Genomic DNA, 22,475 nt, shown 5'->3' on the forward strand with positions numbered 1-22,475 from the left:
GTTGTCGGCGGCGACGACAGAAACGGTATGCATTCGCCGTCCGGGGTCGACACGACTCCGTCGGCGCCGATGCCTCCGGCACGAGCATCGAGGCCGACCTTCGCGAAATGAATGGGCACGCGCTGCGCGCGGTAAACCGGGCGACGGCCCGGGTCTGAATCACTCCTCGGGGGTGTCGTCCGAGTCGTATGGAGCATCCGAGGTCAGGTTGTCGTAGACCACCTCGTGGCGCTCCATGAAGGTCCCAACGAACGCCTGCACCGTCGCCGCAAACGGCAACGCCATCAGGGCACCGGGGACACCCATCAGCGTGCCGCCGGCAATGGCGGCGCCGAAAGCCACCGCAGGGTGGAGTGCCATGGTGCGGGCGGTGATTCGTGGCGTCAGCAGATAGTTCTCGAACTGCTGATACACCACGACGAATACCACGACGACGATCGCCTTCGCCGGGCTCTCGAGGAGGGCGATGACCAGCGGCAACGCGCCCCCCAGGTACGTCCCGACCACGGGAACGAACTGGGAGAGCACCCCCATCCAGAGGGCGAGGGCGATCGCAAATGGGATGCCGGTGATGGCGAACACAGCCCAGGCCACCAGCGCCCCTATACCGGCGAGGAGTGCCCGCGAGTAGAAGTAGCCGCCCGTCTTGTCGATGGCGATCTCCCATGCCCGGAGCACCTTCACCTGGCGCTCCGGCCGCATGATCGAACACACCGCCCGCCGCATCTTCGGACCTTCGGCCGCCATGTAGAAGGTGAACAGCCCGATGGTGAGCAACTGAAGCAGGGTGTTGAGTAGCCGCTGTCCGACGCCGAAGACGGTCCCGGCGAGATCGTCGGCCAGGCCGCCGAGATCCGGGTCGAGTCCTGACACCGCGTCGCTGAGCCGCTTCCCGGACACGTCGACACCGAGTCGGTCCAGGAAGCCGTAGAACTGGTCCACGTACCCGGGAAGCCGCTCGACGAGGCGGGACACCTGGTCGACGACCAGCGGCACCATCATCCCGATGAACAGGCCGAGCGACAGGATCACCGACAAGAACATCGCCCAGGTGGCCGGACCGCGCCGCCATCCCCTGCGGGCCAGGAAGTTGACCCCGGGTTCGATGGCGATCGACAGGAACAGGCTGATCAGCAGGATGACGATCAGCCCGCGCAACCTCCCCAGAACGTGATAGGCGGTGAAGACCCCGACCATGATGGCGACGATCATGCCGAGAAGCCGGGGCACCCAGGGAGGCATCCCGTTTCGATCCTTGACGGGGGCGTCCTTGGTGGTCACGCGGCGCAGGCTACCAATCCGACGGGTGGTTCACCCGGGATGGCGAGCCAGATCGTCGACGATCGCCACACCGTCCATCCGTCCGAACACCTCCGGGTCGAGGTGGATCTTGATCGACCGGCTTCCACCCCCCACGATGCACCGGCCGGCACCCATCACCGCGGCGTCGACCAGTACCGGCACCCCATCGGGAAGGCCAAACGGGGTCACCCCGCCGATCTCCATGTCCGTGAGTAGTCGCGTGGTGCCCGCATCGGCGAACGACACCTTCTGCACGCCCAGCAGTGTGCGCACCCGGCGATTGACGTCGAGGCGCATCGTGGCGAGCACCACGCACACCGCGTGATGGCCCTCGGGTCGCCGGGAGGCGACCAGGATCGCATTTGCCGACTCGGCGAGGGTGTAGCCGTATGCGGCGCAGAAGGCGGCCGTGTCGGCGAGGTCGGGATCGATGTCGATGACCTCGTAATCGGCACCGAGGGCATTGAGATGGGCGAGAACGCGAGAGGCGATGGTCATGGGGAAGAGGCTAGGAGACGCTCAACGCTCAACGCTCAACGCCCGATGCCTTCAGCGGCTGAGGTTCGGTGTGGCTCACTAGCCTTCGCTTCATGACCGACTATCGCCCGCCCGTCACCGACATCCGATGGGTGCTGGAGAACGTCGCCGGTCTCGGCGAGATCTCGACGATCGAACGATTCGCCCACGCGGACTCCGATGCGACCGCCGGCATCCTCGACGAGGCGGGACGCTTCATGGCCGAGGTGATCGCGCCGCTCGCTCGGACCGGTGACACCGTCGGGAGTCGCCGCAACGACGATGGGACCGTCACCACTCCCCCTGGTTACCGCGAGGCATATCGACGCTTCGTCGACGCCGGCTGGCCGGCGGCGGCGTTCCCCGAGGAGTGGGGCGGAGGCGGCCTTCCCACCGTGGTCGGGATCGCCCTCCAGGAGCTGCTCACCACCGCAGACGTGGCGTTCTCACTCTGCCCGATGCTGACCTGTTCGGCCAACGAACTGCTGCTGGCCCACGGCAGCGAGGAGCAGCAGGGCCTCTACCTGGAGAAGCTGATAAGCGGCGAGTGGACCGGGACCATGGCGCTCACCGAGCCCCACGCCGGATCCGACGTCGGGGCCCTCTCCACCCGCGCCGTTCCCGCCGACGACGGGACCTGGCGCATCACCGGGACGAAGATCTTCATCACCTGGGGCGAGCACGACATGACCGACAACACCATCCACATGGTCCTGGCCCGAACGCCGGATGCTCCACCCGGGACCGCTGGCGTGTCCTGCTTCATCGTCCCCAAGGTGCTCGTGCAGCCCGACGGCACGCTCGGGGAGCGCAACGACGTCTCCTGCGTCTCGATCGAGCACAAGCTCGGCATCCATGCCAGCCCCACTTGTGTCCTCTCCTTCGGGGACCGGGGAAACGGTGCCATCGGCTATCTGGTCGGCGAGGCGAATTCGGGCATGCGCTACATGTTCACCATGATGAACCTGGCCCGACTCATGGTCGGCGTCGAGGGTCTCGCCGTCGCCGAGCGGGCATATCAGCAGGCGGCGGCTTACGCCCTCGAGCGTCGACAGGGACGAGCGGTAGGCGACGAGGGCGGACCGTCGCCGATCGTCCGGCATCCCGACGTACGCCGCATGCTGATGCTCATGCGCTCCGGCACCGAGGCGATGCGGTGCCTCATGTACCGCAACGCGGCGGCCATCGACCTGGGCGAGCACCATCCGGATCCAGACGTCCGTGAACGCGAGACCGCCCTCGCCGGTCTGTTGACTCCTCTGTCCAAGGCATGGGGGACGGACCTGGGCACGGAACTCGCCTCGCTGGGCATCCAGGTGCATGGCGGTGCCGGGTTCATCGAGGAGACCGGCGCCGCCCAGTGGTGGCGCGACTCCCGGATCGCCCCCATCTACGAGGGCACCAACGGGATCCAGGCGATCGATCTGGTGAGTCGCAAGGTGGCCGGCGACGGCGGCGCAGCGGTTCGGTGGCTCCTCGACCACCTCGACGAGGGCACGGACGCCGCCGAGGAGCCCGTTCGCACTCCCCTGTCCGAGGCCATCGAAGCATGTCGACGCGCCACCGACTGGCTGCTCAGCGCCGATCGCCCGGACGCGCTGGCGGCCGCCACCGGGTACTGCCGGATGCTGGCGACGACGGTCGCCGGCGGGCTGCTGGCCTCGGCGACCCGGGGAACCGGCTTTTCCGACGAGTTCCTGTCAGACAAGGCCGCCACGACCGCCTTCTTCGCCGAACAGGTGGTGAGCGGCGTCCCGGGCATGCTCCCGAGCGTGCTCGCCGGGGCCAAATCGCTCTTCGGAGTCCCCGAAGAGCGTCTCGTCTGACAGGATCCAGGAGTTCTTACGCGCGCCAGCGCGCGTAAGACGATTATGTCATTCGCGACCGCGTCGAACGCGGGCGCAATTCGCAATTCGCAAGACGGGGTCGGCCCCTTCTGACTCTCCTCCCCCGACGGGGGAGGTGGCAGCGGCCGAAGGCCGATGACGGAGGGGGAGGCCAGACGCGTCGCGAGGCCCACGTAGCGTTCGCCCTCCCCCCTCCCCTCCGGTCGCTGCGCTCCCTGCGGGACTCCCCCCTTCGGGGGGAGAGAGCCTTGAGGGTCGGCCCCTATCCGCAAGTCCGGGTGACGGATGACGGGCCGGTTAGCCTCCCCCATTCCCGACGAACGGAGCGTCTCCCGCATGGCCCGCTACTCATCCCCGCCGGATCTCGAAATCGAGCTCGACGGCACCTACACCGCCACCCTGCACACCTCGTTGGGAGACATCACGATCGAGTTCCTCGCCGACGAGGCACTGGTGACGGTCAACAACTTCCTCTTCCTCGCTCGTGACGGCTTCTACGACGGGGTGATCTTCCATCGCATCGTCCCCGGCTTCGTGATCCAGGGCGGCGACCCGACCGGCACGGGCAGCGGCGGCCCCGGTTACCAGTTCCGCGACGAGCTGGACGGGTCGGGACGCTACGCCCGTGGGACGGTGGCCATGGCCAACGCCGGCCCAAGCACCAACGGATCACAGTTTTTCGTGTGCCTCGGCGACCTCGGACTGCCCCACCAGTACTCGATCTTCGGGCGGGTCACCGACGGCATGGACGTCGTCGACGCCATCGCCGCTCTCCGCACCGGGGCCCAGGACCGGCCGGACGATCCCCCGACGATCGACTCGGTCACCGTCACCGGCTTCTGAGCGCAGCCTCGTAGGTGCTCACCGGTCGAGCCACCGGTCGACCTCCTCCCAGCGGTCGTAGAGCCAGGAGAGCTGGGCCCGCCTATCGACCGGCACGGTTGCGGCGTCATGCCTCCATGCCCTCACCCGGAGCTTCGAACCGATGATCCGGCCCGACCAGGTGTCGGGGATGGATGCCAGCGGCTCGAGGCCGGTGTGGGCGACGATCACGATGTCGTAACCCGACCGCAGCAGGGCGAGAGTCCCCCCGGGCCGCGGCGGCAGCACCCGTTTGAGTCCCTTCATGCGGGCGAGGAGCGGATCGGCGTCGTCGGTGGCGCGCTCCAGGATCTGACGCCGCTTAGCCTCGGAGAATCGGGTCCCCTCCGGGTAGATCAGCACGCCCTCCGTCGCCGTGAGTCCGTCGGCCAGCCTGGCCACTGCGGTCACCTCGGCCCGCGAGTCGCCGCTGCGATCAACGAAGTGATTGATCAGCCTGTTGCCGCCGATGTCGAGAGCGGGGTCGGCGAGCAGCTCGCGCTTGAGGACGTACCGAAGCCGAAGACCGGCACCGGTCGTGAGGAGAACGTTGGGGAGCAGGGTGTCGATGATGCTGGCGTGCCGCATCATCACGATCACCGGCCCTGGCGCTACGGCGTCGAGCCCCTCCACCTCCAGGTCGAGGCGGAACAGGCGACGCACGGCGCCGAACAGCCAGCGCGCCCACCACTCCTGCACCCGAGCCGCGCCCTCCAGCAGCCGCTGACGAAACCGGCCGAACCCCGCCCCGATCCACTGGCCGAACAGCACGACGAGCGCCAGCGTGCCGGTGGCTACGTACACCCAGCCGAAGAGCACGATGCGGACTCCGACGAGAGGAACACCACGGGCGATCCGTCGAATGAAATCGGCCACCAGGGCAAGGATCACCAGGAGGGGAAGGAGGGCCGTCGCCACCAGGAACAGGACGAGGTAGCTGGGGACCGTGCGGAGCCGGCGGAGCGTTCGACGCCGCCTCGTCTCCACCTAGAGGTACTGCCCCGGGGCCTCGCCGCCACGGGTTCCCGCTTCGATCGCCCGCATCCGCACCTGCTGCAGCTGGTCGGCCGCGGCGGCATGCTGGCTCCACACCGATGCCTGAATCCCGGCAAAGAGGCCCTCGAGCCATCCGACCAGCTGAGCCTGGGCCACCCGCAACTCCGGCTCGGTCACCGACCCCTCCTGAAGGGGGAGAAACAGCTCGTTGAACTCGTCGCGGAGGGCCTCAGGGAGCATCTCGTCGAGCTCGGCGAGCGACTGGCGGTGGATCTCCACGAGCCGACGGCGTCCGCCCTCGTCCAACGGCGCCTGTCGGATCTCATCCAGCATGGCTCGCGTCATCGAGGCGATGCGGATGAGTTTCGGGGTCTGCTCCATCGTGATCCGATCGGCATCGGCGCGAGGCACGATCGCCGTCTTGTCGGTGGCTGCGTCTTTCGATTCCGGGCTCATGAGCAACTCAGGATAGGAGCGGAGGGGAGGCCGTCCACTTCCGCAGCCGAATCGACAGGCAAGTGAGACCGCCGTCGGCACGGGCGATCTCGGACACGTCGACCGTGGACACCCGGTGACCCAGTGACTCCAACCGGTCGGCGGTCCCGGGAAAGGCCGAGGAGGCGAGCAGGGTGCCGTCGGGAAGGCGAACCACGTTGGCCGCCTCCGGATCGTCGTCGACGACCGGCACCGTTCGGATGCCAGAGAACGCATCGGTCTCGACGGAGGCTGGATGTACGAGCACGGTCTCGTCGTCGAGCGCGGTCGCCGCCGACTTGAGATGCAGCACCCCGGAGGTGTGCACCGGTACGACGCGCCGGCCGCGAACTACGGCGAACCGCGCGAGCGCGGCGATGCCGTCGGCGTTGGTTCGACTCCCGACGCCAACGAACACCGTGGAGCCCACCTGAAGGACGTCGCCACCGTCGAGGGTCGCCGGCGCCGCCATCCGCTCGACGGCGACGAATCGCTCCAGGGCACCCCCCACGGAGGCCGTCTCCCGACGCCGGTTCGGGTGACCCGGCACGGTGAGGAGCGCGGCATCGTCGATCACGACCGCCGTGTCCTCGACGAAGCAGCCGTCGGGGAGGTCCGGAGCCGGTGTCACCCACTCCACGGTGAAGCCATGGTCGGCGAGAGCCGCGGTGTAGGCGGCATGCTGGCGCCGGGCCACACCGGCGTCGAGCGGTGGCGAGGGTGGGTTCGCGGTGACGCAGTCGACGAATGCCGCCGACACCTCACGGACCAGAGCAATCGGCCCCATCGGTCAGCCCGGTAGACCGACCAGGTAGTCCTCGGCCTCGTCGGACCACTCCAACTCGACGAAGCCCTTGGCCGAGGCCGCCCGAGCGAACTGGAGGAACCCGCCGTAGCCATAGGACCGCTCGTTGAACTCGGCGTCGGCCTTGCGCATGCCGTCCTTGAGCCCCGACAAAGGCCGCTGCTTACCGCGAGCGTTTCCGACGACCGTGGCGAGGAGACGAAACGCTTCCTCCTCCTGGCCACCCTTCTGGCTGAAGGTCACCTCGGGGTCGCCGCGTGCCGGCCCCTCGGACAGCTCGATCACTCCACGATCCGCCAGGCTTCTCAAGAGCTCTCGGAAACCCCTGAACCCGTATTCGGGCTCACTGAAGGTCGGGTCCTTGCGCAGGATCGCTCGCTTGAGGCCCGAGGCGAGCACCACCCCGTCGCTCGACCGCTGGAGACCGGAGAGCGTCTGGGTTACCAGCTCGTCGATGCTCGACGGCGGCTCAGGACTCGCTGCCCGCGTCCGCGAAGTGATTCGGCGATCACGCTTGGGAGCCTCTACGCCCTCGAGAGACTCGTAGAACAGGAACTCGTCGCACGCCGGAGGAAGCAGCGCCGATGTGGAGGCCCGCACCCCGATGCCCACGACCCGCCGGTTGAGCTCGCGCAGCTTGTGGACGAGTGGAGTGAAGTCGCTGTCGCCCGTGGCGAGGACGAAGGTGGTGATGTAGTCGCGCTCGAAGCTGAGTTCGATGGCGTCGACGGCCATCTTGATGTCGGCGGCGTTCTTGCGGGTGGCACCGATCCTCTGCGGTATCTCGATCATCTCCACGTGGTTTTCGGTGAGCGTCCGCCGAAACTCCTCGAAGAGGTTCCAGTCGGCGTAGGCCCGGCGCACCACGACCCGACCGCGTGACGCCAGGGCATCCGCAATCGGTTTGAAATCCAGGGCGCCCCCGAGCGCCTCGCGGGCGCCGATCGCCAGGTTCTCGAAGTCCATGAACAGTGCGATCCGCTCTTCACTGCGATCCATGCCGCGAGGGTACAGGTGCCCGGGCGGTGGTGTGGGATAGCCCCGACCGGCGTTTACGCTCGGCTCGACCTCAGGAGTGCCCGATGCCCCGGCGGCGCGAATACGTGAGCTTCTTCAGGGACGTCCGTGGTGGGCGGCGTCGGGAGTTCTCCGCGTTCGAGGGGCGGCGTGGCATCGCCGCGTTCCTGCTGCCCCTGCTCGTCCTCACCGTCCTCGGTGTCTCAATCTGGTGGTACGCCGTCCGCGACGACGGCGGCGGTGCCAGCGACGACATCACGCTCGAGGATGTCAACGTGCCCAACGTGCTTTTCCCTCTCGAGGATGCGGAACTTCCGATCACGGCCGGCGGCGAGGTGCGCTGCACGGTCGAGAGCACCGAATGGTCCACGTTCCAGGGCAACCGCCAGCGGACCGGATGCACCACGGTGCGCGCCATCGCCAGTCCGATCATCCTGTGGGAGGAGGAGGTCGGCGTCCAGGGGTGGCTGAACAGCCCGATCGTCGTCGAGGTCACCGAGAACAACCAGCCCGTGCGGCGCGTCATCGTGGGCAGTGCGGGCACCGGCCAGGGGTCGCGGGACAACAGCGACGGCGTCTACGCCCTCGACCTGGCAACCGGGCAGCGGAAGTGGTTCTTCGGAGCCGAGCTCGACGTCAACGGTGTCGGGTACGCGGATGGGACGGTCGTCGCCACCGGTGACGAGGGACGGGTATGGGCACTGAGCGCCAACGACGGCCGGGTGGTGTGGAGCGCCGACCTCGAGGCGGCCACGTTCGGCAACCCGCTCACCATCGGCGGTCTGGCGGTGATCGGAGACGCCGATGGCAGGGTCACCGCCTTCGACATTCGCACCGGAGCCGAGCGCTGGCAGGTGCTCCTCGATGGACCGGTGCGGGCGGGTCCTTCGTCCGATGGCGAGGTGATCCTCGTCCACAGCGAGCTGCGGGACGTGATGGCGCTCTCGCTGGACGGATCGGAGCTGTGGCGAACCCGGATCAGGGGCAGCGAGCCTCGAGCGGAGAACTCCCGACTGTGGGCGGCGTCGACGATCATCGGCAACCTGGCCGTGTTCGGGATCCTGCGCGACGACGTGTACGTCGAGCCGGCCGTGATCGCCCTCGACATCACCGACGGATCCGTCGTATGGGAAGCGAGCGACGCTGCCGGCCTGTCCACCCAGTGGGGGAATGTACGAGCGTCGGTCGCCGCCGTGGAAGGCCTGCTGCTCTTCGCGCCGGCGTACAGCGATCAGCTCTTCGCCCTCGACACCGCCACCGGCGAAACCCTGTGGTCGGTCACGGCTGGCCTCTACTGCTTCAACCACTGGCCGTCGCCCGCCGTCGTGGGGGACCTGGCGATCGTCCCGCGGCAGGATGGTGGGCTCTACGCGATCTCGATCGTGAACCAGGTGGTCCAATGGAAGATCTACCTGGGCAACCGCGATACGGGCGGACGGTTCCCCGAGGACTTCGAGGGGGACTACTGCAACTCGCTACCCGAGGACGCCTCGGCCATCCAGGCCTCCCCGGCCGTCGCTTCCGATGGCACCATCATCGTCGGCACCCTCGACGGCCGCCTGATCGCCATCACCGACAGGGATTGGTGAGGCAGGCGCGATTCGCAATTCGCAATTCGCAAGTCAAGAGAAGAGTCTTGGCTCTTGAAGGCAACTGGCAACCGGCGACCGGCCCCCTAGTCTCCGCTGGTGGCCTCTTGGACCGAGCACGCTGAGGGAGTGTTCTCGAAGCGGTACGCATCTCTCGACCTGAACATCGGACTCGTCGTGTGTCCCGACGGGCTGCTGCTCGTCGACACCAGGGCGACCCGTGTCCAAGCGAGACAGCTGAAGGAGGACATCCGGGAGGTGTCCCGCCTTCCCATTCGCTGGGTGGTCAACACCCACCACCACTGGGACCACACCTTCGGCAACGGCGAGTTCCCCGACACCGCCATCTGGGGGCATGCCCGGTGCGGCCCGACGCTCACCGAGAACGCCGAGCGGATGCGCGTGGAGGTGAAGCGGATGGCCCCCGACCATGCCGCCGACCTGGACGAGGTCACGATCGTGCCCCCTCACCACACCTTCACCGATGAGATCACCATCGCTTTCGGCGGACGAACAGTGCAGCTGCGCCACTTCGGGCCGGCGCATACCGACAACGACACGGTGGTGATCGTGCCCGATGCCGACGTGGTGTTCGCTGGCGACCTCGTCGAGGAGAGCGCGCCTCCCGGCTTCGGGGATTCCTACCCGTTCCAGTGGCCGACCGTCGATCGGATGCTCGCGTCGAGCGCCGGCGGGGTCGTGGTCCCGGGCCATGGCGCTCCGGTCGATGCCGCCTTCGTGCTCGCCCAGGCCGGGGAGCTCGCCGAGGTGGCGCAGATCGCCAGCGACCGCCACGCAGTCGGCATGACGCCCGAAGAGGCGGCTGCGGCAGGTGGGCCCTATCCGGAACGGACCTTGATCGATGCCTTCACCCGCGCCTGGGAGCAGGTCCCGTGACGGACACGGCGGCCGGGGCGCCGCGGTGGTTCCGGGATGCACTCGCCGGCGAGGCACCGGGGCGTCGCGTCACCGTCGACGGCGCCGAAGTGCACTTCCTCGAGTGGGGCGACCAGGGTGATCCCGGCCTGGTGTTGGTCCACGGCGGCGCCGCCCACGCCCGCTGGTGGTCGCACCTCGCTCCCCTGTTCACCCATCACTATCACGTCGCCGCGCTGGACCTCACCGGCCACGGTGACAGCGACCGCCGGGAGCGTTACTCCCACGACCTGTGGGCCGCCGAGATCATGGCGGTCGCTGCCGAAGCGGGCTTCCCCGGGCCGCCGGTGGTCGTGGGCCATTCCCTTGGCGGGCTGGTCACGATTCAAACGGCGGCGACCTACGGGGACGCGCTCGCCGGGGCGGTGATCGTCGATTCCCCGGTGCGGCGCCCCGACCCCGAGACGGAGGAGGGTCGCGGAGGGCGCGCCTTTCGCTCCCCGGGCGTGTATCCCGACCTCGAGACCGCCCTCGACCACTTCCATCTCATCCCGCCGCAACCCGATCCCGAGCCGTGGATCCTCGACCACGTCGCCCGCCACTCGCTTCGCGAGACGCCGGACGGATGGACGTGGAAGTTCGACACCAACCTGTTCACCCACACGATGGTGCCGATGAACGCCCAACTCGCATCGGTCGAGTGTCGGGTCGCGGTGCTCCGCGGCGAGCACAGCGTGGTGGTCCCCGAGGACACGGCCAGGTACATGTACGAGCTGATGGGGAGGGTTTCTCCCGTCGTGACCATCCCCGAGGCACACCACCACCTCATCCTCGACCAGCCGTTGTCGTTCGTCTCGGCGCTGCGCACCCTCCTCGCCGACTGGGAGCACTCCGTTCCGTACCAACGGGACTGAGGCTTGGGGCTCGGCGATGCCCAGCCCCAGTACCAGGTACCAAGTACCGCAGCGGAACGTCAACCGTCCGCGTGCCATCATCCGCTGCATGTGTGGTCGGTTCGTTCAGGCTCACTCGGCCGAGGAGTATGCCCTCCACTTCGGTGCTGCCGAGGTCCTCGCCGATCCGCAGGCGCCGTCGTGGAACGTGGCACCGACGGATCGCGTGTACGCGGTGGCCTCTCACGATGGGCGGAGATCGCTGGGTAGCTACCGGTGGGGTCTGGTCCCGTGGTTTGCCGACAGCCCCAAGGTGGCTTCACGACACATCAACGCCCGTGCCGAGACGGCTGCGACGAGTCCGGTGTTCAAGGACTCGTTCCAGCGGAAGCGGTGCCTGATCCCGGCCGATGGCTTCTACGAGTGGAAACGCATGGACCAGGGCGGAAAGTTGGCGCACTTCGTGCACGCCACCGACGGATCCCCGCTCGCCCTCGCCGGCCTGTGGGCGTCTTGGAAGGACCCTGAAGGAGAGCGCTTGACCACCTGCACCATCATCACGACCACGCCGAACGAGGTCGTCGCACCGATCCACGATCGGATGCCCGCCGTGCTCTCGGCCGATGCCTGGGACCGGTGGCTCGACCCGGACAACGCCGACACGGAGGGGTTGCGAGCCCTGTTGGGGCCAGCACCCGACGGCATCCTGACCCACCATCCCGTCTCCAGCCTGGTCAACAGCGTCAAGAACAACCTGCCGGAGTTGATCGAACCGCTGAGATAGGCGGGCTTGGACTCTCTCCCCCCGTAGGGGGGAGTACCGCCGAAGGCGGGGAGGGGGGAGGGCGATCACTGCGGAGGCCTCGCGACGCGTCTGGCCTCCCCCTCCGTCATCGGCCTACGGCCGATGGCACCTCCCCCTTCGGGGGAGGAGAGTCGGGGAGTCGGCCGCCGACCCGACCCGGTACCCTCCCTCCCCATGTCCTCCCCTGCCCAACTGCGTCTCGGCACGCCCGCCGCTCGATGGGTGCTGGTCGTCACCATCCTCGCCAGCGGGATCGCCTTCCTCGACGGCTTCGTGGTCAACGTGTCGCTGGAGGCGATCCGCGACGACTTCGGAGCGTCGTTCTCGTGGCAACAGTGGGTCGTCGCCTCCTACGCGCTGACCCTCGGGGCCTTTCTGCTGCTGGGAGGCTCCCTCGGTGATCACCTAGGGCGGAGGACCGTGTTCCTCGCCGGGCTGGTCGTCTTCGGCGTGGCCTCGCTCGCCTGTGGCGCCGCCCCATCGTTGCAGCTGCTGGTCGTCTTCCGTGCGATCCAGGGCATCGGGGCAGCCCTCCTGGTCCCATCCAGCCTCGCCATCATCCAGAGCACCTTCGTCAAGGAGGACCGCGGCCAGGCCATCGGGATCTGGTCGGGCGTCTCCGGCCTGGCGATCATCATCGGCCCATTCCTGGGTGGCCTCCTCACCGACCTCTTCTCCTGGCGACTGGTGTTCTTGATCAACCCTCCGATCATCGCGTTCACCGTGTGGGCGACACGACGCCATGTGCCCGAACCGAGGGTCGAGAGGAGGGGCCGCCTCGACATCGCCGGCGCCGTACTCATCGCCGTGGCACTCGCTGGCATCGTCTACGTCCTCATAGAGGGCAGCCGCATCGGGTGGTCTTCGCCGCTTGCGGTCGGGAGTCTCACGGTCGGGCTCGTCGCCCTCGTCGCCTTCTTCGTGGTGGAAGCCAGGACCAGCCATCCGATGCTGCCCCTCGACCTGTTCCGCATACGACAGTTCAGCGGAGCCAACCTCGCCACCCTGCTGATCTACTTCGCCCTCAGCGGCGTGTCGTTCTTCACCGTGCTCCAGTTCCTCGGCGCCCACGGGTACTCGTCACTCCAAGCCGGTGCGGCGCTGGCGCCAATCACGGTGCTGCTCTTCCTCATGTCACCGCAGATGGGGAAGCTGGCGTCGGCCATCGGGCCGAGAATCCCGATGACCGTGGGACCGATCGTGGCCGGTGTCGGTACCTTCATGCTCACCTGGATCACCGAGCCGGGGCCCTACCTGACATCCGCTCTCCCGGGTCTGGTCGTCTTCGGGATAGGCCTGGGTATCACGGTGGCCCCGCTCACCGCAGCCGCCCTCTCCGCCCTCGACGAAGACCGGGCCGGAACCGCGTCAGGTGTCAACAACGCGGTGGCACGCATCGCCGGCCTGCTGGCGCCCGTGCTGCTCCCCTTCGCGGCCGGGATCGCCGGGATCGACGCCCCGACTGACCCCGCGTTCGCCGTCGGATTCGAAAAGGCCATGTGGATCGGCGGTGCCCTGCTGATCGCCGGCGGCCTCGTGTCGTGGGCGATGATCCGAAGGGACGAGGAGCGAGGGGCGAGGGGCGAGTAGCGAGTAGCGAGATCGCACCGAGCTGCTCCTCGCGTCTGGTCGCGTCTAGCCAATAGCCGATAGCCAATAGCCAGGCGAACTACTCGGCGCCAATCTCCGAGGACCGGCCCCGGCGGCCCTTCGCGCCTTCCCGGCCCTCCTTGGGATCCCAGCTGAAGAACTTCAGCGCGAGCGCCGCTCCGACCACGCCCCAGGCGAGCAGGATGCCCCACCGTCCCCAGCTGAACGCCGAGCCCGACACCGCCGGATTGAAGGCGTCCTGGAAAGCTCGGGCAAAGTGCTTGAGCGGCAGCACGTCGCCGACCCTCTGTAGCCACGCAGGGGCGTCGGCCGTGACGATGAAGACCTCAGAGACGAACGCCATCGGCAGGATCGTCGCGTTGGTGATCGCAGGAGCGCTGTCGCCCGACGGGGCGAGCGCGGCGACCAGCAGGCCCAGCGCCGAGAAGGCAAGGGTGCCGATGATGAAGGTGATCAAGGCGGCGGGCAGCCTCGCCGCATAAACGGGCACGCCGAACACGAAGTGCCCGACCGCCATCATCAGCGTGATGGCGATGGCGGCGATCCAGATGGCCGACCCGACCTTGCCGACGATGTAGAGCGAACGCGGCAGGGGCGTCCCGAGGAACCGCTTGAGGATGCCCTCGTCGCGGGCGATCGCACCGGCGATACCGAGGTTCGTGTAGGTGGCCGACGCCGCGGCGAAGGCTCCGAGCGTCGGTGCGAAGAACTGGGCCACCGTGAACGAACCCCTTGGTCCCAGGTCGATGTCCTCTCCCCCGAAGATGAGGGAGAAAAGGAAGAGGAACATGAGCGGGAAGAGGATCGTGAAGAAGGCGGCGACGGGGGACCGCCAGAACAGGCGGTTCTCGTAGCGGATCTGCGACCAGATGAGCGCCGGGGTGCTGGCGCGGGAATCAGCCATCGCCGTCGCCGGTGAGAGACAGGTACACGTCCTCCAGTGATGACCGGGTGACGGCGAGCCCGTGCAGTGGAGTGCCCGAGGCGAGCGCCCATCCGGTGAGTTCGTTGAGCAGAGCCACCGGATCGGCGGCCTCGACCCGCACCCGTCCGTCGGGACCCGGCTGGAAGGCGACAGGCAGGCCGGTCGTCCCCGGAGGGACGGAGAACTCGATGATGGTGGCGGCGTCGGCGCGCCCGCCGAGGGTCTCGGGAGTGCCCTCGGCGACGATCCGTCCGGCGGCGATCACGGCCACCCGGTCGGCGAGGTACTGCGCCTCGTCCATGTAGTGGGTGGTGAGCAGGATCGTCTTGCCCAGGGCCTTGAGGTCATCGACCAGCGACCAGGAGCGGCGGCGGGCCGATGGATCGAAACCCGTGGTGGGTTCGTCCAGGAAGATCAGATCGGGATCGCCGATGATCCCCAGGGCCAGGTCGAGCCTCCGCTGCTGACCGCCCGACAGCGTCTTCACCCTGGCGTCGGCCTTCTCGCCCAATCCGACGAGGTCGATCACGTCGTCAACCGGGAGCGACCTGGTGTACATCGGGGCGAAAAACCGCAGGGTCTCGCGCACCGTGAGCTCCTTGTTGACACCGGACGACTGGAGGACGATGCCGATGCGGTCGCGGAATTCGCGCCCGCCCGACCCGGGATCGACACCGAGGACACGAACCTGGCCGTCGGTCGGAGTGAGGAATCCCTCGAGCACCTCGACCGTGGTGGTCTTGCCGGCCCCGTTGGGACCGAGGAGAGCGAACACCTCGCCGATTTCGACGGTGAGATCGATGCCGCGAACCGCCTCGACAGTGCCGTAGTGCTTGACCAGACCTCGGATCTCGATGGCGGGCATCGGCGGGAGCCTACCGATACCCTGTCGGATCCGAATCAGCGCAGGTGCGGCACTACCTCCTCGGCGAAGACCTCCAAGCCGTCTCCCCAGAGGGTGTCGGGCAGATAGGCAATCACGTACACACAGCCCTCCTCCTGGAACTCGGCGAGGCGCTCGGTCACCTGCGCCGCCGTCCCCGCCAACACGATGGGGCTCCTCAGGTAGGCGTCCACGGGACGACCGCCCTGGGCGGCAGCCCGCTCGAGCTTGGCTTGCAACGACGCCTCGTCGCTGGCCACGACCAGGATCGTGTGCATCGTGCGACCGATCTCCGCCGGATCACGGCCGATCTCGGCGCAGTGACGGTCGAGGATCTCGCCCTTCCTGCGGAAGGTTTCCAGGTTCCCGGCGTAGTTGGAGAAGTCGGCGTGCTCGGCCACGACGCGCAGCGTCATCTCCTCGCCGCCGCCGGCGATCCAGATCGGAGGGTGCGGCTGCTGGATGGGTCGGGGGTGGTTGATGGCCCCGTCGATGCGATAGTGCTTGCCCTGGAAGGTCGCCTCGTCCTGCGACCACATGGCCTTGACGATCCGCACCGCCTCGTCGAGCTGGCGGATGCGAGTGGAACCCTTGGGGAAGGGATACCCGTACGCCAGGTACTCCTCCTCGTACCAGCCGGCCCCGATGGCGAACTCGAGCCGACCACCAGAAATGACATCGATGGTGCTGGCCACCTTGGCGAGGTACGACGGCGGGCGGTAGGAGTTGCAGGTACACATCTGTCCGAGCCGGACCCGTTCGGTGGCCACGGCGAGAGATGCCATGAGAGTCCAGGCCTCGAAGGTCGATTCCTGGGTCGGTTCGGGGACCGTGTGGAAGTGGTCGTACACCCACAGGGAGTCGTAGCCGAGTGCTTCCGTTCGAGACGCCACGTCGAGGATCGCCGGCCACTGTTCGTCGACCGGAACCCCGACGAGATCCATCCTCCAACCCTGCGGTACGAAGACGCCGAACTGCATACCGAGACCCTAGTGAGGCTAGCCAGACCCCCGAGGGGCGGCTCACCTCACTCCGTCGGGATAGCGACGGGAACGGGCGACAATCGGCTCATGGCGAGCACCGACGATCAGGGCGTCGACCGCGGGTTCTTCGGACCCGACAGCATGACCTGGCGCATCAATCAGGAGCTCACGGTGCTGTTCGGTGGGGTCCGGGCGCTGCTCATGCATGCCGCCCACCCGCTGGTGGCCGCCGGCGCCCGCCAGACCGCCACCTACCGGCGCGATCCCTGGGCGCGTCTCCTACGCACCCTGAGCCTCCAACTGCTGCTCCCGTTCGGCACCCGGGTCGAAGCGACCGAGGCGGCCGGTCGGCTCAACCGCCTCCACAAAGTCATCAACGGCACCGATGAGGTCACCGGGGAGTACTACGACGCCCTCGACCCGGACCTGCTCCTGTGGGTCCATGCGTGCCTGGAGCAGAGCAGCGTCCTGCTCTACGAGCTCACCGTGGGTCCCCTCACCGATGCCGAGAAGGGGCGCTTCCACCAGGAGAATCTGAAGGCAGCCGAGCTGGTCCTGCTTGACCGTGACCGGGTGCCCGCCACCTACACCGACCTCGAGGCATACATCGACGGGGTGGTCGCCTCCGACCGCCTCCTCCTCACCGACGTGGCGACCGAACTCGCCGACCTGGTACGCGGCGGTCCGGTGCCCCTGCACCTCAAGCCGATCTGGCGTTTCATCGCCTTCGCCGCCGTCGGCACGCTGCCGCCCCGAGTGCGTGATTTGTACGGCTACCGATGGGGCCGGGTACGCGGGGTGCTGCTCTGGGCAAGCCTGGGGTTCCTCAGACTCGTGCGGCCGATCCTCCCGGCTCGGATCCGCCTCGTCCTCCCGGCCCGGGTGGCCCTGAAACGGCTCAACGGTGAGGACGTCCCGATGCCGAGGCCGACGACGCGGTAGCCCGGGCACCTCTCACCCCAGACCGCTACCGACAGTCGGCTCGTCAGCGGTCTCACGCCCAGCTCTTCGGGCGGCCCTTTAGCGTCTCGAAGCCAAACCGGTCCATCACCTCGATGAACCGATCCCGGGGCACACCCTTCCACCGAAGGTCCTCTACATCCTCCGTCAACGGAACATCCCGGCGAAGCCTGGCGAGGAAGCGAAACAGCAGTGCGTCGCTCATCGACGTTCTGAGCGACTCGACCAGCCGGGCAGCACCCCGGACTTCAGGCTTCCACAGGTGCGCCTCCAGTGGGATGCCTTCGATGTGCCGGTACTCGGCGAGCACCGTGGACGCCGACTTGGCTCCCCACCCCCTGACACCGGGGAAGCCGTCGGCATTGTCACCGACGAGGCCGAGATAGTCCGGGATCGAGTCCGGCGACACGCCGAACTTGGCGACCACGCCTGCCTCGTCGACAAAGGCCCTCTGCCGTCGGTCAAAGGTGACCACCCGGTCCCCCTGAACGCACTGGGCGAGATCCTTGTCCGGGGACATGATCACCACCTGCTCGAAGGCGGAGGCATACCGCTCGACCGCCGAGGCGATGGCGTCGTCCGCCTCGTACTCGCGCATCCCCCAGACGGTCACGCCGAGCGAGGCCACGGCGTCCTCGGCCCAGGGGAACTGGGCGAGCAGCTCCTCGGGCACGCCTTCTCCGGTCTTGTATCCGGGGTACAGGTCGTTTCGGAACGAGGAGATGACCGTGTCGAACGCCACACCCACGTGGGTGGCCCCGTCCTCGAGGAGCGCCAGCGTCGAGGCGACGATGCCGTGCACCGCCGAGACCGCCGCGCCAGACGGATCGCGGCGCGGCGGGGCACCGAAGAACGACCGGAACAGCTCGAAGGTGCCGTCTATGAGGTGCAGCCGCATGACCTGAGAGTACGCGGCCCTATCCGAGTGCGTGTCGGCAACCCCGGTCGGTACCGTCAACCGCCATGAGCGAAGTGGGGTCCGGACGGACGCGACCCTGGCTGCGACCCGTGTATGCGGTCGCCGGCATCCTGTGTACGGGGGTCGGAATCGTCGGCATGTTCCTTCCCCTCATACCGACAACACGGCCGCTGCTTCTCGCCACCTTCTTCTTCGCCCGCTCATCCCCACGCCTCCACACCTGGTTGGTGACCCACAAGCGGTTCGGGCGATTCATCTCCGACTTCCACGAGGGCCGTGGCATCCCGCTGCGAGGCAAGATCGTCGCCACCATCGCCATGACCGTGGCCTTCTCGTACACGATCTACTTCAGGCTGCCGAGCCGCTGGCTCCAGGTGGTCGCCGCCGCGATTGGGGGTTGGGCGCTCTGGTTCGTCCACAAGTACCCGACGGCGCCGCGCGAACGGGTCTGACACTCCGGTACGCTCGCCACGATGACTCAAACGGTTCGGCCCGAACTCGTCGGGCCGCATGCGTTCCGAAGCGGCCTGTTCTCGAACGACTGGATGCTCTTCGACCGTGACGGCAAGGAAGTGGCCCGCGCCCGGCGCATCCCGAGCCGGCACACCTCGCATGTCACGTTTCCCGACGGCGGCACTCTGGAGCTCCGACCCGAGGGATGGGGGACGGTCGTGGCGGTGGGCGACCAGGAGGGAGCCCGGATCGACCGCGAGTCGTGGTGGGGCGGCCGCTGGCGGGTGAGCGGCAAGGGCTTCGAGTACGAGCTGACCAGCGACCACCTGCCGCGCCGATGGACCCTCCGGGTCGGCGGACACCCGGTGGCGCGCTTCGCCGGCACCCTGTGGTCGTACAACCGGGTGGCGGTCGAGCCCGACTTCGCTCTGCCGGTGCACGCCGTTCTCCTCTGCTGGCACGTGCTGGCGAGACCCTGGGAGGCGACGGCCGCGCCGAGGGTCCTCGTCCCGCGGCGCGACGACGATGCCGACGACTGAGCCGCTGACCACGGTCGGGGCGCTCTCCGACCGACTCGACGATCCACTGCTGCGCATCGCCGACGTCCGCTGGTACCTGAACGAACCCGATCGGGGGCGGGAGGAGTTCGACGCCGGCCACATCCCCGGGGCGGTGTTCGTCGACCTGGACTCGCACCTCAGTGCTCGGTCGGGTCCGGGTCGTCATCCCCTACCCGACCGCGCCACCTTCGCCGCCACCCTCGGGGCGCTCGGCTTCGGAGACGACCATCACATCGTCGCCTACGACGACTCGGGCGGCGCCGTGGCCGCGCGTCTGTGGTGGATGCTGCGCTGGATCGGGCACGAGGCATGCAGCGTCCTTGACGGGGGATTGGCGGCGTGGAAGTGGGCGGGCCTCGACCTGGAGATGGGCACCAGCGCATGCCCACCGGCGACACTCAGCGTCGGCGAATCCCTCACCCGCACCATCGACCGCGACAGGCTGGCCGGCGCACTCGACGACTTCACGATCATCGACGCCCGGGCTCGGGAGCGCTTCCGGGGCGACACGGAGCCGGTCGACGCCAAGGCGGGTCACATTCCCTCAGCGCGCAACATCCCCTACGCCGAGAACCTGGCCGCCGACGGGCGCTTCCTCCCGCCGACCCTGTTGTCTGCTCGCTACCGGGCCGAAGCGGCTGGCCGAGACACCGTGGTCTACTGCGGCAGCGGGGTCAACGCCTGCCACGCCGCTCTGACGATGACCGTGGCAGGCCTCGACGAGCCGACCCTCTACCCGGGCTCGTGGAGCGACTGGAGCAGCACCGACCTGCCGATCGCGACCGGCGACGCTGAACCGAGGCCCTAGAGCCCCAGAACCGCCTCGGCAGCGTCGAGGGTCTGACCGCCCGTCAGCACCGGAGCGAACAAGTCGCCGTGTCGGGCGAGCCGATCCCATACGGTGCCGATCGTGAACGCCGACGGATCCACCGAGTCGAGCTCATCCCACAGGATCGGCGTAGACACCGGTGCCCCCGCTCGCGGGCGGACCGAGTAGACCGAGGCGATCGTCTTGCCACCGACGTTTTGATTGACGTCGACGAACACCTTCCCGTGACGCTTCGGGATGTCGCGCTCCAGCGTGACCAGCGAGGGGTCGGTGCTCACCAGCAGCCTTGCCACCGCATCGATGAAGCGCCGCGCCCGGGCATACTCGTGCACCGGATCGAGTGGCACGTAGATGTGGATCCCCGTCGAACCCGATGTCTTCGGGTAACCCACCAGGCCGAGCCGATCCAAAGCGACCCGGATCATCTCGGCGACGGCGACCACCTGATCCCAGGTCGACCCGTCGGCCGGATCGAGGTCGAAGACGGCGAAGTCCGGCCGGTCGAAGGTGTTCACCCGGCTCAACCATGGATGGATCTCGATCGCCCCCAGGTTGGTGATCCACATCAGACTCTCGGCGTCACCGGCGGTGACGAAGTCGATGTCGTCACCGCGATGCTCCGACCACAGCGACACGGTCGGCAACCACTCCGGCTTGTGCGACGGAGCCTGCTTCTCGTAGAACCAGTCGCCGTCGGCACCGTCGGGGAATCGGGCGAGCACGATGGCACGGTCCTTCAGGTGCGGCACCAGCACCGGCGCGACCGCCGCGTAGTACCCGATGAGGTCGCCCTTGGTGTAGCCGTCGGAGAAGAACGGCTTGTCGATGTTGGTGAGCCGCAGGGGCGGAGCCGCCGTCGTCGGGACCCACCCGTCCCCATCGGCCCGGACCCGCACTGTGGGCGGCAGGGTCACCAGACCCGACTCGACGATACGGGCATCGTCGTCGACCGGCACACCGGCTTGATCCGAGGCCGCTTCGAGCGCCTCCGCCTGGATGGCGTCGTGACTGGCATCGTCGTGCGCCTCTGAGATGAGAGTGAGTGACATGCCAGCCGCCCGCGCCGCCTCCACCATCGGACCCACCCGAAGGGTCCCGGCGCCGTACGGAACATGTCGGATCTCCCCCGCGGAGCCGAATTCGTTGTCGGTGAACTGGGAGTGCAAGGGGTCGACAGTCCACGACGGGAAGTTGGCGCGGAGGAAGTCGAACACGCCGGCGAAGGCGCTCACGCTGACCAGCGCGCCCTTCGACATGGCGTGAAGGTGCGCCCAGTCGACGACCGGATGGACGAACGAGTACTCCCCGGCGATCAGCGCGATGTCGCCCAGCGTCCCGAAAGCACGGCTCGAGCCGCCGACCTCCAACCCGAGGGCAACGCCGAGATCGCGAACCTTCGGGGCGATCACCGCCAGGCTCTCGGCGACCAACTCGTGGAGCGCCTCAGGGGTCCGCCCGCGGGTGTAGCCGGTGTGCGCCACGATCACCCGCGCCCCGAGAGCGGCCCCGATCTTCATCGAGTGCTCGACGGCGCTGCGGGTCAGCTTCGCCTTGTCCGGATCGTCAGACGTGAGCACCGCGAAGTAGGGGGCGTGGATGGATAGCGAGATGCCGCGCTCGGCGGCGGCGGCCCCAAACGCACGACACCGCTTCTCCTTCCACGGAAACCCCTGAGTGAAAGACAGCTCGTGCGCCGTGTGCCCCCGTGCGACCAGAGCATCGAGGTACGCCCCGTCGTCAGCGCTCTCCGGAGGCGGAGCGGAAATACCGAAGGAGATCGTGGTCACGGCTGAGTGAGGTGTTCGAGGAGAGGCACGCGACCCGGCTGCCGGCTGCCAGCTGCCAGCTGCCAGCAGGGTTGAGGCTCGAGGCTCCGGGCTCCAGACAGGCGGGGCCCGACGCGTGGCGAGGCCCCCTTAGGGTTCGCCCTCCCCCCTCCCCTGACGGCTTCGCCGTCAGGTACTCCCCCCTTCAGGGGGAGGAACCGAGAAACGGAGGCGGACAAAGCAAACCGGGACCGTCCCGCGGTTCCCTCCCGCGAAGGGGGAGGTGGCAGCGACCGCAAGGTCGCTGACGGAGGGGGAGGCCAGACGCGTCGCGAGGCCCACGTAGCGTTTGCCCTCCCCCCTCCCCGCCTTCGGCGGTACTCCCCCCTTCGGGGGGAGAGAGTGCCTGTCAGTTGGGAACAGGCAACTGGTAACCGGAAACGGGCAACGGCCACGTGGGCCGGGTGGGGATCGAACCCACAACCTTCGGGTTAAAAGCCCGCTGCTCTGCCAGTTGAGCTACCGGCCCGACGCAAAGGTAGCGGGCGTCGGAGATCAGCTCACGCGGCCCGTAGTCGGCCGATATCATTGGACTGCCTACTACG

General features: G+C 68.0%; 22 protein-coding genes and 1 tRNA gene. 11 read left to right on the forward strand and 12 right to left on the reverse strand.

Translation table 11 applies throughout. From position 1 onward, the window contains the following. Positions 1 to 159: 159 nt before the first annotated feature. Positions 160 to 1,281 carry an AI-2E family transporter gene (locus tag WEA29_00515; GenBank protein MEX2322248.1) on the reverse strand — a complete coding sequence of 374 codons (1,122 nt, stop codon included), beginning with the start codon at positions 1,279 to 1,281 and terminating at the stop codon, positions 160 to 162. Positions 1,282 to 1,311: 30 nt separating this feature from the next. Continuing rightward, the gene (locus tag WEA29_00520; protein MEX2322249.1) at positions 1,312 to 1,800 is read right to left on the reverse strand and encodes a YbaK/EbsC family protein; all 489 of its coding nucleotides are present in this window, start codon (positions 1,798 to 1,800) and stop codon (positions 1,312 to 1,314) included. A 92-nt stretch (positions 1,801 to 1,892) separates the two neighbouring features. On the opposite strand from WEA29_00520, the gene WEA29_00525 reads away from it, so the two are divergent. Together WEA29_00525 and WEA29_00530 are read left to right on the forward strand one after the other, a co-directional pair. Beyond that, positions 1,893 to 3,644, forward strand: coding sequence for an acyl-CoA dehydrogenase (locus WEA29_00525; GenBank protein MEX2322250.1), 1,752 nt, complete (start codon positions 1,893 to 1,895; stop codon positions 3,642 to 3,644). A 357-nt stretch (positions 3,645 to 4,001) separates the two neighbouring features. Continuing rightward, entirely contained in the window at positions 4,002 to 4,508 is a 507-nt protein-coding gene (locus tag WEA29_00530; GenBank protein ID MEX2322251.1) for a peptidylprolyl isomerase, read from the forward strand. Between the two features lie 18 nt (positions 4,509 to 4,526). Here the strand turns inward: WEA29_00530 and WEA29_00535 are convergent, their stop codons facing one another. From WEA29_00535 to WEA29_00550, 4 genes are read right to left on the reverse strand one after another with little or no spacing between them, the layout of a single operon-like run. Continuing rightward, complete coding sequence (locus tag WEA29_00535) at positions 4,527 to 5,513, reverse strand: lysophospholipid acyltransferase family protein (GenBank protein ID MEX2322252.1); 987 nt, start codon at positions 5,511 to 5,513, stop codon at positions 4,527 to 4,529. Further along, a complete protein-coding gene (locus tag WEA29_00540) occupies positions 5,514 to 5,978 on the reverse strand; it encodes a proteasome activator (GenBank protein MEX2322253.1) in 465 nt (154 codons plus the stop codon). Positions 5,979 to 5,985: 7 nt separating this feature from the next. Then, a complete protein-coding gene (locus tag WEA29_00545; GenBank protein MEX2322254.1) occupies positions 5,986 to 6,783 on the reverse strand; it encodes an arginine deiminase family protein in 798 nt (265 codons plus the stop codon). A 3-nt stretch (positions 6,784 to 6,786) separates the two neighbouring features. Continuing rightward, positions 6,787 to 7,800 (reverse strand): NYN domain-containing protein, encoded by a 1,014-nt coding sequence (locus tag WEA29_00550; GenBank protein MEX2322255.1) that lies wholly within the window; start codon positions 7,798 to 7,800, stop codon positions 6,787 to 6,789. An 83-nt stretch (positions 7,801 to 7,883) separates the two neighbouring features. Here WEA29_00550 and WEA29_00555 point away from each other — a divergent pair, with 83 nt between their 5' ends. The 5 genes from WEA29_00555 (at position 7,884) to WEA29_00575 (ending at position 13,571) form a co-directional block, all read left to right on the forward strand. Continuing rightward, positions 7,884 to 9,407 (forward strand): PQQ-binding-like beta-propeller repeat protein, encoded by a 1,524-nt coding sequence (locus WEA29_00555; protein ID MEX2322256.1) that lies wholly within the window; start codon positions 7,884 to 7,886, stop codon positions 9,405 to 9,407. 99 nt (positions 9,408 to 9,506) lie between these two features. Next, on the forward strand, positions 9,507 to 10,304 hold the full coding sequence (locus tag WEA29_00560; GenBank protein ID MEX2322257.1) for an MBL fold metallo-hydrolase: 798 nt from the start codon (positions 9,507 to 9,509) through the stop codon (positions 10,302 to 10,304). After that, entirely contained in the window at positions 10,301 to 11,197 is an 897-nt protein-coding gene (locus WEA29_00565) for an alpha/beta hydrolase (protein ID MEX2322258.1), read from the forward strand. The genes WEA29_00560 and WEA29_00565 overlap by 4 nt, the downstream gene beginning before the upstream one ends. An 88-nt stretch (positions 11,198 to 11,285) precedes the next feature. Then, positions 11,286 to 11,960, forward strand: coding sequence for an SOS response-associated peptidase (locus tag WEA29_00570; GenBank protein ID MEX2322259.1), 675 nt, complete (start codon positions 11,286 to 11,288; stop codon positions 11,958 to 11,960). Positions 11,961 to 12,155: 195 nt separating this feature from the next. After that, positions 12,156 to 13,571 (forward strand): DHA2 family efflux MFS transporter permease subunit, encoded by a 1,416-nt coding sequence (locus WEA29_00575; GenBank protein ID MEX2322260.1) that lies wholly within the window; start codon positions 12,156 to 12,158, stop codon positions 13,569 to 13,571. 79 nt (positions 13,572 to 13,650) lie between these two features. Here the strand turns inward: WEA29_00575 and WEA29_00580 are convergent, their stop codons facing one another. From WEA29_00580 to WEA29_00590, 3 genes are read right to left on the reverse strand one after another with little or no spacing between them, the layout of a single operon-like run. Further along, positions 13,651 to 14,496 carry an ABC transporter permease gene (locus WEA29_00580; protein MEX2322261.1) on the reverse strand — a complete coding sequence of 282 codons (846 nt, stop codon included), beginning with the start codon at positions 14,494 to 14,496 and terminating at the stop codon, positions 13,651 to 13,653. Next, positions 14,489 to 15,382 (reverse strand): ABC transporter ATP-binding protein, encoded by an 894-nt coding sequence (locus WEA29_00585; GenBank protein ID MEX2322262.1) that lies wholly within the window; start codon positions 15,380 to 15,382, stop codon positions 14,489 to 14,491. Before WEA29_00585 ends, WEA29_00580 begins: the two co-directional genes overlap by 8 nt. A 35-nt stretch (positions 15,383 to 15,417) precedes the next feature. Beyond that, on the reverse strand, positions 15,418 to 16,380 hold the full coding sequence (locus WEA29_00590) for an LLM class F420-dependent oxidoreductase (GenBank protein ID MEX2322263.1): 963 nt from the start codon (positions 16,378 to 16,380) through the stop codon (positions 15,418 to 15,420). A 90-nt stretch (positions 16,381 to 16,470) separates the two neighbouring features. Between WEA29_00590 and WEA29_00595 the strand changes: the two genes are divergently transcribed. Then, positions 16,471 to 17,325, forward strand: coding sequence for an oxygenase MpaB family protein (locus WEA29_00595; GenBank protein ID MEX2322264.1), 855 nt, complete (start codon positions 16,471 to 16,473; stop codon positions 17,323 to 17,325). A 52-nt stretch (positions 17,326 to 17,377) separates the two neighbouring features. Here the strand turns inward: WEA29_00595 and WEA29_00600 are convergent, their stop codons facing one another. Beyond that, positions 17,378 to 18,241 carry a 5'-3' exonuclease gene (locus tag WEA29_00600; GenBank protein MEX2322265.1) on the reverse strand — a complete coding sequence of 288 codons (864 nt, stop codon included), beginning with the start codon at positions 18,239 to 18,241 and terminating at the stop codon, positions 17,378 to 17,380. 65 nt (positions 18,242 to 18,306) lie between these two features. Between WEA29_00600 and WEA29_00605 the strand changes: the two genes are divergently transcribed. From WEA29_00605 to WEA29_00615, 3 genes are read left to right on the forward strand one after another with little or no spacing between them, the layout of a single operon-like run. Continuing rightward, positions 18,307 to 18,714, forward strand: a complete 408-nt coding sequence (locus tag WEA29_00605) for a YbaN family protein (GenBank protein MEX2322266.1) — start codon at positions 18,307 to 18,309, stop codon at positions 18,712 to 18,714. 21 nt (positions 18,715 to 18,735) lie between these two features. Then, positions 18,736 to 19,254: a hypothetical protein gene (locus tag WEA29_00610; GenBank protein ID MEX2322267.1), complete on the forward strand. Its 519-nt coding sequence runs from the start codon at positions 18,736 to 18,738 to the stop codon at positions 19,252 to 19,254. Then, positions 19,241 to 20,083: a sulfurtransferase gene (locus WEA29_00615; protein MEX2322268.1), complete on the forward strand. Its 843-nt coding sequence runs from the start codon at positions 19,241 to 19,243 to the stop codon at positions 20,081 to 20,083. The genes WEA29_00610 and WEA29_00615 overlap by 14 nt, the downstream gene beginning before the upstream one ends. Here the strand turns inward: WEA29_00615 and ligD are convergent. Together ligD and WEA29_00625 are read right to left on the reverse strand one after the other, a co-directional pair. Beyond that, positions 20,080 to 21,891, reverse strand: a complete 1,812-nt coding sequence (gene ligD / locus WEA29_00620) for a non-homologous end-joining DNA ligase (protein MEX2322269.1) — start codon at positions 21,889 to 21,891, stop codon at positions 20,080 to 20,082. The genes WEA29_00615 and ligD overlap by 4 nt on opposite strands. A gap of 435 nt (positions 21,892 to 22,326) precedes the next feature. Continuing rightward, a tRNA-Lys gene (locus WEA29_00625) sits at positions 22,327 to 22,399 on the reverse strand. Positions 22,400 to 22,475: the final 76 nt, after the last annotated feature.

The organism is Acidimicrobiia bacterium, assembly GCA_040902765.1.
Classification (GTDB): domain Bacteria; phylum Actinomycetota; class Acidimicrobiia; order Spongiisociales; family UBA11373; genus DATKBG01.